Annotated in this window: 14 protein-coding genes; 5 read left to right on the forward strand and 9 right to left on the reverse strand. The window is 63.3% G+C overall.

Features of this window, described 5'->3' with window-relative positions; genetic code table 11:
* Positions 1 to 103: 103 nt before the first annotated feature.
* The 7 genes from ACOZJV_RS14130 to ACOZJV_RS14160 form a co-directional block, all read right to left on the reverse strand.
* Positions 104 to 874: an IclR family transcriptional regulator gene (locus tag ACOZJV_RS14130; protein WP_201129782.1), complete on the reverse strand. Its 771-nt coding sequence runs from the start codon at positions 872 to 874 to the stop codon at positions 104 to 106.
* An 85-nt stretch (positions 875 to 959) separates the two neighbouring features.
* Positions 960 to 2,426 (reverse strand): amidase, encoded by a 1,467-nt coding sequence (locus ACOZJV_RS14135; protein WP_421548321.1) that lies wholly within the window; start codon positions 2,424 to 2,426, stop codon positions 960 to 962.
* Positions 2,426 to 3,736 (reverse strand): citrate-proton symporter, encoded by a 1,311-nt coding sequence (locus tag ACOZJV_RS14140; RefSeq protein ID WP_201129780.1) that lies wholly within the window; start codon positions 3,734 to 3,736, stop codon positions 2,426 to 2,428. Before ACOZJV_RS14140 ends, ACOZJV_RS14135 begins: the two co-directional genes overlap by 1 nt.
* 96 nt (positions 3,737 to 3,832) lie before the next feature.
* A complete protein-coding gene (locus tag ACOZJV_RS14145; protein WP_421547897.1) occupies positions 3,833 to 5,008 on the reverse strand; it encodes a M20 aminoacylase family protein in 1,176 nt (391 codons plus the stop codon).
* 157 nt (positions 5,009 to 5,165) lie between these two features.
* Positions 5,166 to 5,492 (reverse strand): amidase, encoded by a 327-nt coding sequence (locus ACOZJV_RS14150; protein ID WP_421547898.1) that lies wholly within the window; start codon positions 5,490 to 5,492, stop codon positions 5,166 to 5,168.
* Positions 5,489 to 6,589, reverse strand: a complete 1,101-nt coding sequence (locus ACOZJV_RS14155; RefSeq protein ID WP_421547899.1) for a serine hydrolase domain-containing protein — start codon at positions 6,587 to 6,589, stop codon at positions 5,489 to 5,491. Before ACOZJV_RS14155 ends, ACOZJV_RS14150 begins: the two co-directional genes overlap by 4 nt.
* A 66-nt stretch (positions 6,590 to 6,655) precedes the next feature.
* Positions 6,656 to 7,549, reverse strand: a complete 894-nt coding sequence (locus ACOZJV_RS14160) for an acyl-CoA dehydrogenase (protein ID WP_421547900.1) — start codon at positions 7,547 to 7,549, stop codon at positions 6,656 to 6,658.
* 141 nt (positions 7,550 to 7,690) lie between these two features.
* On the opposite strand from ACOZJV_RS14160, the gene olsB reads away from it, so the two are divergent.
* Positions 7,691 to 8,446, forward strand: coding sequence for an L-ornithine N(alpha)-acyltransferase (olsB, locus tag ACOZJV_RS14165; protein WP_078470194.1), 756 nt, complete (start codon positions 7,691 to 7,693; stop codon positions 8,444 to 8,446).
* Positions 8,446 to 9,240, forward strand: coding sequence for a lysophospholipid acyltransferase family protein (locus ACOZJV_RS14170; RefSeq protein ID WP_078470193.1), 795 nt, complete (start codon positions 8,446 to 8,448; stop codon positions 9,238 to 9,240). The genes olsB and ACOZJV_RS14170 overlap by 1 nt, the downstream gene beginning before the upstream one ends.
* Before the next feature lie 81 nt (positions 9,241 to 9,321).
* On the opposite strand, the gene ACOZJV_RS14175 is transcribed toward ACOZJV_RS14170, so the two are convergent.
* Positions 9,322 to 9,906 carry an ACP phosphodiesterase gene (locus ACOZJV_RS14175; protein ID WP_421547901.1) on the reverse strand — a complete coding sequence of 195 codons (585 nt, stop codon included), beginning with the start codon at positions 9,904 to 9,906 and terminating at the stop codon, positions 9,322 to 9,324.
* A 153-nt stretch (positions 9,907 to 10,059) separates the two neighbouring features.
* Here ACOZJV_RS14175 and ACOZJV_RS14180 point away from each other — a divergent pair, with 153 nt between their 5' ends.
* The 3 genes from ACOZJV_RS14180 to ACOZJV_RS14190 are packed head-to-tail and all read left to right on the forward strand — an operon-like array spanning position 10,060 to position 12,623.
* Positions 10,060 to 10,362 (forward strand): ArsR/SmtB family transcription factor, encoded by a 303-nt coding sequence (locus ACOZJV_RS14180; protein ID WP_020299051.1) that lies wholly within the window; start codon positions 10,060 to 10,062, stop codon positions 10,360 to 10,362.
* 17 nt (positions 10,363 to 10,379) lie between these two features.
* Positions 10,380 to 11,546, forward strand: coding sequence for an MFS transporter (locus ACOZJV_RS14185; RefSeq protein WP_421547902.1), 1,167 nt, complete (start codon positions 10,380 to 10,382; stop codon positions 11,544 to 11,546).
* A gap of 27 nt (positions 11,547 to 11,573) precedes the next feature.
* A complete protein-coding gene (locus tag ACOZJV_RS14190) occupies positions 11,574 to 12,623 on the forward strand; it encodes an alkene reductase (protein ID WP_201129771.1) in 1,050 nt (349 codons plus the stop codon).
* A gap of 324 nt (positions 12,624 to 12,947) precedes the next feature.
* On the opposite strand, the gene emhR is transcribed toward ACOZJV_RS14190, so the two are convergent.
* Entirely contained in the window at positions 12,948 to 13,580 is a 633-nt protein-coding gene (gene emhR / locus ACOZJV_RS14195) for an efflux system transcriptional repressor EmhR (RefSeq protein ID WP_078470190.1), read from the reverse strand.
* Positions 13,581 to 13,785 lie beyond the last annotated feature (205 nt).

Here is a 13,785-nt window from a genome sequence, read left to right on the forward strand (position 1 = left end):
TGCTTCCCGTGCCCTGGCAGCGAGCATTGATGCGCAAACGCAGACCCAAGCGGCTTCTTTTCGAACAGACCGGCAGCCCTCCAGTGCACGCACTCACCGGCGCTCAGGCCAATACCCGTTGCACATCGTCAACGGTGGCCGCGAGGCTGGCCATGTGCAAGCTCAACACCCGCTCCACCGGTGCCTGATCCATCGGCCAATGCAGGGCCATACTGCCCACCAGCCGACCTTCGGCCCAAATCGGAAGCGCCACCGCGCGAATCAGGAACGGCAGGCGCACCGGGTACTCCCAATAACCTTCGGTACGCTGGCCAAACCCCTGGTGCTGCGACTGCTCGCAGGCCTGGTACTGATCTTCCAGGGGCACTTGCTCGCGGGCAGCAAGGCGTTCGACTTGCTGCGGCTCCAGTTCGGCCAGGCAGGCCTTGCCCATGGCCGAATGAAACAGGCTCGAATAATGCCCGACGATCTGACAGTTGTTCGGGTAGCGCTTGCGCAACACCGTCGGAATCGAGCTTTCCATGACCTCCAGCCGCTCGCCGTCAAAACACGACAGGTCAGTCACCAGGCCGGTGCGCTCGCTCAGCTCCTGCAACCAGGGCGCGGCCTGCTCCACCATGTGCCGCTTGAAACGCAGCTGGCTGTCACCAAACAGGCGCTTGGCGCTCAGTCGGTAACGCCGGTCGCTGAGCCCACGATAGATCCAGCCTTGCTCCTGCAAGGTCAACAACATGCGCGAAGCGGTGGCCTTGGGCAGCCCGGTCAGGTAGTGCAGCTCTTCAAGCCCCAGGGCCTGATGCAGCCCCAGCAGTTCGAGGATCGCCAAGGCGCGCTCGACCGAACGTACGCTACCGCTTTCTACCTTGCTGGCCATGTTCGGACCTCCCTGGAACCTGATAGGTAAGCCATTGATGCAGCAAGATGCGGGCCCACCGAGCGGCGTGGGCCGTGCGCTGCGGTTACAGCAGATTGCCAGGCCGGCGACGCTGGACCCAGCGGGTCAGTTGTTCATGGGCGAACGCCAGTTGCAGCACCGCACGATCAGCCTGGGCCGGGCCGATGATCTGCATGCCCATGGGCAATCCGGCCGAATTGAAGCCTATCGGCACGCTGATACTCGGCAAGCCGGCCAGGGTCGGGCCGATCACCACCTCCATCCAACGGTGGTAAGTGTCCATGGGCTGCCCCCCGACGACGCTCGGCCATGGCTGGCGTGCATCGAAAGGGAACACTTGGGCCGAGGGCAGCAATAGAAAATCGTAACGCTCGAACAAATGGCTCAAGGCCCGGTACCAGTCACTGCGGGTCTGCGAGGCCTGATAAACCTCAGCCCCGCTCAAGGCCATGGCACCTTCGATCTCCCATTGCGCCTCAGGCTTGAGCCGCTCGCGCTTCGCCGGGTCGGCATACAACGCCCCGATCGAACCCTGGACCAACCAATGGCGATGCACCAGCCAGCACTGCCAAAGCTGCGCCATGGAAAAAGCCGGCTGGCAGGCCTCGACCTCGCACCCCAGCTCGGCAAAATCCGCCAAGGCCGTTTCACACAGACCCAGGACGCCATCGTCCATGGCCAGATACCCCTGGTAGTCACCCAGCCAACCCAGGCGCACGCCGTCGAAATCACGAGTCAACGGCTGACTGAACACACTGGCGTCTTCCTTGAGCGACAGCGGTACCCGTGGGTCGAACCCGGCCTGGGTACCGAGCAAGCGGGCGAGATCAGACACACTGCGCGCCATCGGTCCCTCGGTGGACAGTTGCTGCACGAACAGCTCCGGCGCCGGGCCGTGGGGGACCCGACCGTGGGACGGGCGCAGGCCGAAGACATTATTGAAGGCCGCCGGGTTGCGCAGCGAACCCATCATGTCGCTGCCATCGGCCACCGGCAGCATGCGCATGGCCAGGGCCACCGCCGCCCCGCCGCTGCTGCCGCCGGCACTGAGTGTCGGGTCGTAGGCGTTGCCGGTGGTGCCGAACAGCGGGTTGTAGGTGTGCGAACCCAAACCGAATTCCGGCACGTTGCTCTTGCCCACCAACAGCGCCCCGCTCGCCCGTACCCGTTCGACACTGATGGCGTCATGGGCAGGAATCTGCTCGGCGAACAGCGGCGAACCCAGGCTGGTGCGCAGTCCAGCGGTCGCCGCCAGGTCCTTGATCGCCTGGGGCATGCCGTGCATCCAGCCCAGGGATTGGCCCCGAGCCAACTGCCGATCGCGCTGATCGGCTTCGGCCAGCAGCACCTGCGGCTCACGCAAGGACACCAGGGCATTGACCTGCGGGTTGAAGCGTTCGATCTGTGCCAGATAGGCCAGCATCACCTCGCGACAGGAAACCTGCCGGGCATGAATCGCCTGCGACAGCGCCAGGGCGTCCAGCTCGACGATCGGGTTGTGCCAGGGTCCAGGGTGCTCGGTGGTCTTGATCAAGGTTCGACTCCATAGGTCATTACGCCGGGTTTCTTTACCCTGGGGGTTTCCTGCAGGCAATAGGTGCCCAACAAGGTCAGCAGGCAGGCGAACAGCACATAGAAAGCCGGCGCCACCGGCGTGCCCAGGACCTTGCTGAGCCAGGTCACGATCAACGGCGCGAACCCGCCAAAGACCATGACCGCCACGTTATAGGCCACCGATACGCCCGTGGACCGCACCTCCACCGGAAACTGCTCGGCCAGGGCGGTCGGCGCCGGTCCGAAGAACCCGCCAATCGCGGTGCACAGCAGCACCTGCATCACCAGCAAGCGCTCGATCGACGGCGCCGCGGCCACCCACACATACAACGGATACACCATGACAAAAAACGCCAGGCTGAAGGCCAGCAATACCGGGCGCCGACCAAGGCGGTCCGACAGGGCACCGGACAGCGGAATCACCACGGTCATCAGCGCCACCGCCAGCATCTGCACCAGCAGCACCTGGTCCAGCGGCAAGCCGAGGTTCTTGTGGGCAAAGGTCGGCATGTTGACCAGCACCACATAGAAGGACACGGTCGAGCCACAGCACAAGCCCATGGATACCAGGATGCTGCGCCGATGATCACGCACTACCTGCATCAGGGTCGGCCCTTTGCCGCGCACTTGCCTGCGCGCCTCGATAAAGGCTTGCGGCTCGTCCATGTGCTTGCGGATCCACAACCCCACCGGGCCGATCAGCAGGCCGATCAGGAACGGCAGGCGCCAGCCCCAGAGGTCGAGTACCTCGGGCGAGAACAAACGGGTCACCAGCGCCACCATCGCCGCGCCACCGAACACCGCGAGGCATTGCCCCACCAGTTGCCATGAACCGTACAGGCCCTTGCGATGCGCCGGCGCACTCTCCACCAGAAACGCCGTGGCGCTGGCATATTCGCCGCCGGTGGCAAACCCCTGGAGCATGCGCGCGACCACGATCAACAGCGGCGCCCCCATGCCGATGGCGGCGTAGTTGGGCGCAAAGGCGATCAGGGCAATGGACACGGTCATCAACAGGATGATCAGTTGCATCGCCGCCTTGCGCCCCTTGCGATCCGAATAGATGCCCAGGAGGATGCCGCCCACCGGGCGCATGAAGAAGCCGACACCGAAGGTCGCCAGGGCCATCAGCAGCGAGGCGTACTCATCTTCGGCGGGGAAAAACTGGCGGGCGATGATGCTGGCCAGAAAACCGTAAACGATAAAGTCGTACCATTCCAGGGCGTTGCCGATCACGGCGGCAACCACCTGCCGGGTACGGGAAACGCTGACTGTCGAAGTGCTCATCGGGACGTTCCTTCAATGCTCGTGGGTCATGCAACCCAATCGGGAAGTGCCGGGCACTGGCAGGCACCCGGTTCAGCGGCAGAAGAAAGGAAAAACTCAGGCCGGCTTGAGCCAGCTCTCTGCCAACGCACCCCAGTAGGCAGCGCCCGTGAGCAGGATGTCGTCGTTGAAGTCATAGCCAGGGTTGTGGACCATCGGCCGCGCCAGGCCGTTGCCGATAAACAGGTAGCTGCCGGGGCAGCGTTGCAGCATCCAGGCGAAGTCTTCGCTGCCCATCAGTTTCGGCGTATTGCCATCGACCGCCTGCTCCCCCAGCAACGCCACACCGACCTGGCGGGCGAACTCGGTTTCCGCCGGGCTGTTGACCAGCACCGGATAGGCCGGCCGGTGGTCGATGCTGGCGGTGCAGCCATAACTCTGTGCCTGGCTGCGGATGATGGCCCTGACCCGTTCGAGCATCAGCTCGCGCACCGGAGCATTCAGCGCGCGCAGGCTCAGGCGCAGCAACGCCTGTTGCGGGATGACGTTGGCGGCTTCACCGGCCTGCAATGCCCCTACGGTCACCACGGCCGCCTCCTGGGCATCGATATTGCGTGCCACCACCGTCTGCAACGCCATGACCATGCTCGCTGCCGCCACCAACGGGTCCACCGCCAGGTGCGGCATGGAGCCGTGGCCGCCAACGCCTTCAATAGTCACGGTAAGCAGGTCCTGGGACGCCATCATCGGCCCCGTGCGAAAACCCAGGTGCCCGGCCGGCAGCCCTGGCATGTTGTGCAGGCCGAACAGCGCATCGCAGGGGAAACGCTCCAGCAAACCATCGGCCAGCATGGCCTCGGCCCCGCCCTGGCCTTCTTCGGCCGGCTGGAAAATCAGGGTCAGGGTGCCGTCGAAACGGCGGGTAGCTGCCAGGTAACGTGCAGCACCGAGCAACATTGCCGTGTGCCCGTCATGGCCACAGGCATGCATGCAACCCTGGTGCTGGCTGCTGTAGCCGAGCCCGGTGTTTTCGATGATCGGCAAGGCGTCCATGTCGGCCCGCAGGCCCAGCCGACCGGGGCCATTGCCATTGCGCAGCACGCCGACCACGCCGGTATGGCCAACGCCGGTGTGAACCTCGAACCCCCACTCTTCCAGGAAGCGCGCCACCAGCGCGGCGGTGCGCTGCTCTTCAAAGCCCAGTTCAGGGTGGGCGTGAATATCCTGGCGAATGGCGTGCAACTCACTGGCGACGTCATTGAGCCAGGCCAGGATGTGCGGGTGTCGGGTCATGCTGGGTCTCCTTGGGTCGGGTGTGTTCCCGTTCTTTTTCGGAGCGCTTCACGGCGTAGCAAGACGTGATCACGGCTCTGCGTCAGATAACCGCGAGCCGGATCAGAGGACAATCAAATGTGGTTCCACTGGGTGGAACAGGCTTGGGTGGGGTGGTTCAGGGAGCCAGCCGGCATCCCTCGCGCTCGCCGATCCAGGCCGCGCTGTGGCTGCGTCCCAGGCCACTGGCCGTGACCCGGCGGTGCTCCGGCTCATCAACAAATTGGCTCAGGGGCAAGTATTGCCGCACGTAACCCAGGCAATAATCGGCCGGGTTCTGCATCACATAACGGCAGGAGCAGTACTCCTTGGCGCTGTAGGCACCGAGGATGTCCGGGAATGCCCGCAGCGCCAGCCGTTCATGCCAGACCCAGGCCAGCAGCGCCGCCAGCAGCAACAGCAGCAGGCCGGAAACAGGTCGGCGCCGAACCCATGGACGGCTCACGGCCGACCCTGCCGTCCGAACGCCAGCAGGGCCCGCTTCAGCAGTTCGTTGTGCCGGTAGCTGCCATCGCGATCGTCGGCGTAGCGCACGATGACCAGGTTTTCACTGGGCACTATGTACAGCGCCTGGCCCCAGTGCCCCAGGGCGGCAAAGGTGTCGCTCGGCGCATCGGGCCAGGGTGGCGCGGCGCTTTGCACGGCGCGGTTGAGCCACCAGTGGGCGCCCGGCACCGCCTCGTCCTGGTGGGCCTGGTAGCCACTGAAGGGCGTGCGACAGAATTCGACCCAGGCCTTGGGCAGCAACTGGCGCTCGCCCCACCGCCCGTCGCGCTGCATCAACAGGCCGATGCGCGCCAGGTCGCGGGCGCGCAGGTAGGCATAGGAGGAGCCGACGAACGTCCCGGCAGCATCGGTTTCCCACACCGCCTGCCTGATTCCCAGGGGGTCGAACAACGCGGTCCAGGGGTAATCGGCATAGGCGGGCGCGCCGAGCATGTTCTTCAAGGCCGCAGACAGCAGGTTGCTGTCGCCGCTGGAATAACGGAAAGCCTGCCCTGGCGCGCTGAAGGCGGCATGGCCTGCGGCGAAGGCCGCCATATCCTGATGGCCGCGGGTGTAGAGCATGGCCACCACCGAGGAGTTGAGTGGAGCGTATTCATAGTCCTCCTGCCAATCCAGGCCCGAGGCCCAATGCAGCAGGTCGGCCATGCTGATCTGCGGGTGTTGTTGCAGGGCGGGATAGAAGCTCGCGGCCTTGTCCTCCAGCTGAAAGCGCCCTTGGCCATAAGCCACGCCCAGCATCACCGCGAGCAGGCTCTTGCTGATGGACCAGGTCAGGTGCGGGGTGTTGGCGGTGGTCGGCCCGGCGTAACGTTCGTAGATGAGCTGGCCATCGCGGATCACCAGCAGGGCGTCGGTGCGAATACCGGCACGGGTCGTGTCATCCCGCGGCACGAAGGCATAGGCCTCCAGCGCACCGAGTGCCGGGCCACTGGCTGCCGGACCCTGGCTCCATTGTTCGCCGGGCCAGTGTTCGGCGCGCACCGGCACAGTGACCAGCAAGAGCAAGGTGAGCAACAGGGTCGAGCCTTTGAACATTGCAGAAAACCCGGGGCCGGAAACCTGCACAGCCTAGCCCCGGCAGATGACAGTTTCAGCAGCGCCTCATGCCGACAGCGGCGCCAAGCCGGCCAAGGCCTTGGCCAGGCGTTTGGCCCGGGCGCCGCCGGCGATCTCAAGCACGGATTGGTCGCGGGACCACAACTGTGCCCACTCCTGGGAGCCTTCGGCAAAGGCCTGCTGGATCTGCACCTTGAGCCCATCGAACTGAGCGAACAACCCGCCCAGCAGAATATGTGTGCTGCTGGCCGAGGGATTTTGCCGGCTGGCTTCGGCACACCCGGCGAGCAGGGCCAGAAGTTGCAATTGCAGAGCCTGCGGCCATTGGCTGTCCTGGCCGACGCCATACAGCCAGGCGCCCAGGGCACTGAGGACATAGATGTCCTCCAGGCTGCGAAAGGGTTTGACGTAGGCATCCCAGCCATCGCCGGCCAGCCGTTCGCAGAGTGCGTGTTCGAGGTGCAGGCGACCGTGGCTGATGTCGGGCATCAGCGGCAGGGGTGGGAGTTTTTCCACGCTGACCCCAGGCTCGCCGGCGTAGACCACCGCCAGGCTCAGGCGCGGATCTTCGCCGGGTGCTTCGCTACGCGCGGCAATCAGCAGCCAGTCGGCGGCATCGCCTGCGGTGACGAAATCCTTGCGCCCGCTCAGGCGCAGATCCGCCAGCCGGGTCTGCATGTCCGCCGCGCGCAGGCTGCGCTGCTCGGTGGCGCACAAGGCGCCCAGGCTCGGCGGCGCACTGGGCCAGAGCACGCGCAACGCGGCTTGGTAACCCACCAGAAACGCCAGCCCCGGGCTGCTCATCAAGCGCCCGCCGCGCAGCGCCAGGTCGAACGGGATGACCGGGCCCAGGTGCTCCAGCAGCGCGGCGTAACCCTCCGCCAGGTCCGGGTTGGCCGGCAGTCGTTCGCGGCAGTTGAGCAGGTCTGGCCAAGGCATGGGGGGGCTCCTTCTGGGCTGTCATATAAGCATCACCAAAGCTTAATGGCGATGACACCGGGGCTACATAGCCTGACTTTGCACAACAAAGTCGATCGGCTGCAACCCAAGGCGGGTCAGCGGCCCGCACGGAGATTCACAATGACTCAGATCGCCCGCATCAGCGACACCGGCAGTGAACGCCGCCTGCAAGCCGAACGTCTGGTCGGCGCCCACGCCCTGCAAGAAGCCCAGGCGCTGCGCTTCACCGTCTTCAGCGGCGAGTTCAACGCCAAGCTCAAGGGCGCGGAATTGGGTCTGGACATGGATGACTATGACGTCCACTGCAGCCATATCGGTGTGCGTGACCTGAACACCGGGCGCCTGGTCGCCACCACTCGCCTGCTCGACCACCAGGCCGCCAGCAGCCTGGGGCGCTTTTACAGCGAAGAGGAATTCAGCCTGCACGGGCTGGTGCATCTAAAGGGCCCGATCCTGGAAATCGGTCGCACCTGTGTCGACCCGGCCTACCGCAACGGCGGCACCATTGCCGTGCTCTGGGGCGAGTTGGCCGAAGTGCTCAACCAGGGCGGCTACAGCTACCTGATGGGCTGCGCCAGCATCCCGATGCAGGACGGCGGCGTGCAGGCCCACGCCATCATGCAACGCCTGCGCGAGCGCTACCTGTGCACCGAACACCTGCGTGCCGAACCGAAAAAACCGCTGCCGAGCCTCGATATCCCGTCCAACGTGATCGCTGAAATGCCGCCGCTGCTTAAGGCCTACATGCGCCTGGGCGCGAAGATCTGCGGCGAGCCGTGCTGGGACGAAGACTTCCAGGTCGCCGACGTGTTTATCCTGCTCAAGCGCGACGAGTTGTGCCCCCGCTACGCCCGGCACTTCAAGGCGGCCGTGTAATGAGCCGGCTACGGGTCTACGGGCGGATTGCCCGGGTGCTGCTGGTGGTCGCGCTGGGCTTGAGCATGGCCACCGTGTTTGGCTTGTTCGAACGCCTGGGCGTGGCCAATTCCATGGTTCGGCGCCAGCGCTGGTCGCGCTTCTTCATGGCCCGCCTGAGCAACGCCCTGCCCTTTGAAATCACGGTACACGGCGAGGTGCCGCGGCAGCCGATGCTGTGGGTCAGCAACCACGTGTCCTGGACTGATATCCCGTTGCTTGGCGCGCTGAACCCGTTGTCATTCCTGTCCAAGGCCGAAGTGCGGACCTGGCCGGTGGCGGGCTGGCTCGCGGCCAAGGCCGGCAGCCTGTTTATCCGCCGTGGCGCGGGCGACAGCCAGTTGATCCGCAAGCAGATGACCCGGCACCTGCAGCAGCAACATCCGCTGTTGATGTTCCCTGAAGGCACCACCACCGATGGCCGTGGCCTGCGCACCTTTCACGGGCGTTTGCTGGCCAGTGCCATCGACGCCGACGTGGCGCTGCAGCCGGTGGCCATTCGTTACCTGCGTGACGGGCAAATTGACTCTCTGGCACCGTTTATCGGCGATGACGATCTGCTCTCGCACCTGATGCGCCTGTTTGCCAACGACCAGGGCCAGGTCGAAATCCACCTGCTCAAACCCATTGCCTGTCGCGGCCAGGAACGCGCGGCGCTGGCCTTCCAGGCGCAGCAGGCGGTGCAGAAGGCGCTGTTTGGCGAGGTGCCCAAGGGCGTTGAGGTTGGGCGCGGCGAGGAATGGGTGGCGGCCTGAGGAATTGGTTTTTAGCGCGCCAACCCAGTGCATCGCCAGCAAGCGCCTTCGTCACAGGACGCTTCCTGGGAAGCCGGCAGGTCAGCCGGTTTCCCTGAGGCGTTCTTGGGCAAACAGCTGCAACTGCGGGTAGAACTGCCGAAAATCCTCGCTCAATGGCTGATACAGCCGCTCCAGTTCGCCCATCGCCTGCGCCAGCTCCTCCGGGCGTGACAAGCGACGCGAAATCCCTCGCAGCACTTGCTCCAGCACCTCGAACTCCCGATAGGAACCCAGCCAGTCATGGGCCGCCATATGCGGCGCGATCTGCGCCAGGCGTCCCGGCAGTTGCGGTTCACTGGCCAACACCCGGTACACGTCCGAGGTGAACAGCGCCAGCGGCTGCGTGGCGTACAGAGCCCAGTCGCGCGCCAGGCAGTGATCGAAAAAGACGTCGATGACAATGCCGGCATAGCGCCTGCGGGTCAGGGAAAAACGCGACAGCGCAGCGCCCACCAGTGGGTGGCTGTCGGTGTAAGTATCGATGCTGCGATGCAACGCAATCGCGGCTTCGATCTCCGGGTTGAACTGGCCTTGCAGCCGACCTTTGACGAAGTCGCCGTACAGACTGCCGAGCAATTGACCGGGGCGCTGGCCGCCGAGGTGCAGATGTGCGAGATAATTCATGGGCGCAGCTTAGCACCGCGCGACACGCATCGTTATAACCCGATATACCGATAAAGAATGATTTAAGACCAAAATCATATTGGTATATCGCGAAATACCGATTTAAAGTTCGCTTCATCGCGATATAACGTTTTACCCAAACCGAGCACTGCCATGCCTATCGATCTCGACGAAATAATAAAAGCCCTGGCGCACCCAGTACGGCGAGAAATTCTTCACTGGCTCAAAGACCCGACTGTTGAATTCCCTGATCAGAGCCACAGCAATGAACACGGCGTATGCGCCGGGCAGATCGATCAACGCTGCGGCCTGTCGCAGTCGACGGTCTCCGCCCACCTCGCCACCTTGCAACGAGCGGGACTGATCAGCAGCCGCAAAGTCGGCCAATGGCATTTCTTCAAACGCAATGAGGAAAACATTCAGCTGTTCCTCAAACAAATGAGCCAAGAGCTCTGATCTGACAAGGACCCACAATGCCCCTCTCGCTACTTATCCTGGCCCTGAGCGCCTTCGCCATCGGCACCACCGAGTTCGTCATCATGGGTTTGCTGCCCGATGTGGCGAACGACCTCGGTGTGTCGATCCCGGGCGCCGGCTGGCTGGTGACCGGTTACGCCTTGGGCGTGGCCATCGGTGCGCCCTTCATGGCACTGGCCACCGCCAAGCTGCCGCGCAAGGCTGCCCTGGTAGCCCTGATGGGCATTTTCATTGTCGGCAACCTGCTGTGTGCGCTGGCCAGTGACTACAACGTGCTGATGTTCGCCCGAGTGGTCACTGCCCTCTGCCACGGCGCCTTCTTTGGTATCGGTTCGGTGGTTGCCGCCGGCCTGGTGCCCGCCAACAAGCGCGCATCGGCCGTGGCCCTGATGTTCACCGGCCTGACCTTGGCCAACGTCCTCGGTGTTCCACTGGGCACAGCACTGGGCCAGGAAGCCGGCTGGCGCTCGACGTTCTGGGCCGTGACCGTGATCGGTGTCGTTGCCCTGATCGGCCTGATCCGCTTTCTGCCGGCCAAGCGCGACGAGGAAAAACTCGACATGCGCTCGGAACTGGCCGCCCTCAAGGGCGCCGGGATCTGGTTGTCACTGAGCATGACCGCGCTGTTCGCCGCGTCCATGTTCACCCTCTTCACCTATGTCGCGCCGCTGCTGGGTGACGTCACCGGGGTGTCGCCCAAAGGCGTGACCTGGACCCTGCTGCTGATCGGCCTGGGCCTGACCGTGGGCAACATCATTGGCGGCAAGCTGGCGGATAAACGCCTGGCGGCCACCCTGATCGGCGTGTTTATCAGCATGGCCGTGGTCTCCACCGTCCTGAGCTGGACCAGCGTCGCGCTGATCCCGACCGAGATCACCCTGTTCCTCTGGGCCACCGCCTCGTTCGCCGCCGTACCGGCGCTGCAAATCAACGTGGTGACCTTCGGCAAGGCCGCGCCAAATCTGGTGTCGACCCTCAATATCGGCGCCTTCAACATCGGCAACGCCCTCGGCGCCTGGGTCGGCGGCAGCGTGATCGCCCATGGTTTCGGCCTGACCAGCGTGCCTCTGGCCGCAGCAGCCCTGGCGGTACTGGCGCTGCTGGTGACCCTGATTACTTTTCGCCAGGGCGGCAATGCCGATCTGGCCACAGCGACCAACTGATACGTTTATTTAAGAAGGGTGTATTTCATGACAACTATTTTTGACCCGATCAAACTCGGCGACCTCGAACTGGCCAACCGCATCATCATGGCGCCCTTGACCCGCTGCCGCGCCGATGAAGGCCGAGTGCCCAACGCGCTGATGGCCGAGTACTACGTACAACGTGCTTCCGCGGGCCTGATCCTCAGCGAAGCCACTTCCGTGACACCCATGGGCGTCGGCTACCCGGACACCCCGGGCATCTGGTCCAACGACCAGGTTCGCGGCTGGAGCAACGTGACCAAGGCGGTCCACGGCGCGGGCGGCAAAATCTTCCTGCAACTGTGGCATGTCGGCCGCATTTCCCACCCGTCCTACCTGAACGGCGAGGCGCCAGTGGCACCGAGCGCCATTCAGGCCAAAGGTCACGTCAGCCTGGTGCGTCCGCTGGCCGACTACCCGACTCCGCGCGCCCTGGAAATCGCTGAAATCGCCGACATCGTCGACGCCTACCGCGTGGGTGCGGAAAACGCCAAGGCCGCCGGTTTCGACGGTGTGGAAGTACACGGCGCCAACGGCTACCTGCTCGACCAATTCCTGCAAAGCAGCACCAACCAGCGTACCGACCATTACGGCGGTTCCCTGGAAAACCGTGCGCGCCTGCTGCTGGAAGTGACTGATGCGGTCATCGAAGTCTGGGGCCCGGGCCGGGTTGGCGTGCACCTCGCACCCCGTGCCGACTCTCACGACATGGGTGATGACAACCTCAGCGAAACCTTCACCTACGTCGCCCGTGAGCTGGGCAAGCGCGGCATTGCCTTTATCTGCTCGCGGGAAAAAGAAGGCGCCGACAGCCTCGGCCCACAATTGAAAGCCGCATTCGGTGGCCCGTACATCGCCAACGAACGTTTTACCAAAGACAGCGCAAACGCCTGGCTGGCTGCCGGCAAGGCCGATGCCGTGGCCTTCGGTGTGCCATTTATCGCCAACCCGGACCTTCCCGCCCGCCTAAAAGCCGATGCACCGTTGAACGAGCCGCATCCGGAAACCTTCTACGGTAAAGGCCCGGTCGGCTACATCGACTACCCGACCTTGTAAGCACAGCGCTAAAAACAAAGCCCCGACTCGTGAGAGCCGGGGCTTTTTCATTACCTGTTCAACAGGATCCTGGATTGCCTATCGTGGCTGGCAGCATGCAGATCAGGGCTATCCCTTTGATCGGCTGCTCGGTGCCCTTGAGCAATGAGGGTTCACACTCGTTCACACACCCGACACAAAATCCCTACAAAATACGTAGCCCGCTATCTATAAAGAAAGGGCCGGTGCGTATATAAAAGCACCCCATCGAAATAAGGCGAGCACCAGAATGATCTATGCTCGCCTTAACTGTTGACACAAGCGGTGGCAATTACGCATTTTGTCTTAAGTGCGCAAGCTGGGGCTCAGACGCAGCATATCCAGCCCGATGTCGGTCCAGCGCTCAGCCTGCTTATCAAGCTCGAAGCTGTCCGGGGCCAGAAGCCACTGATAAAGGATGCCGTCGATATAGGCGTGCATGCTGATGGCAGCGCGGGCAGTGTCGAGATTCGACGGCAGCTGTCCACGGTTCACTGCATTGCGCAACGTCAATTCGATACGCACGTTGCAGTCAATACTGGCAGCCCGGCGCTGATGGCGCAGGTCGCACATTTCATCGGTGAACTCGCACTTATGAAACAGAATTTCGTTGATTCGCCGAGTCTTTGGATCCAGAGCGACCTGATGGAACAGATGAATCAGCAGCTTGCGCATGCAGCCCAGCGGGTCGAGCTCTTCCTCGCTTTCACTGGCCCTGGCCAGTTCTTCCAGCGGCTCGCGCAAGGTATCCAGCATGGCCTGCACCAGATCCGCCTTATTGCTGAAATGCCAGTAGATCGCGCCACGAGTCACCCCTGCCAAGGTGGCAATGTCCGCCAATGTCGTACGGGCGACTCCGCGTTCATAGAAAGCCTTTTCTGCTGCCTCAAGTATTTGCTTGCGCGTTTCTTGAGCTTCCTCTTTGGTACGACGGGCCATGGCAGCAAAACCTCAATCAGGATGGCTCGGGGCGCACGAGGCCTTAATCCGAGCTTAATTACGGACGGCGATTGTTATGTGTTTATCGTCCGCCAACTCATGTTTTGTATTAAACCGGGTACGCGACCCGCTGTTTACAAACAACCATGAATGTAAGTATATTCCATAGCAAGCTACTTATCCACTCAGCGCACTTTTTTGACCC

The organism is Pseudomonas sp. QD4, from assembly GCF_049199125.1.
In the GTDB taxonomy this organism is placed as follows: domain Bacteria; phylum Pseudomonadota; class Gammaproteobacteria; order Pseudomonadales; family Pseudomonadaceae; genus Aquipseudomonas.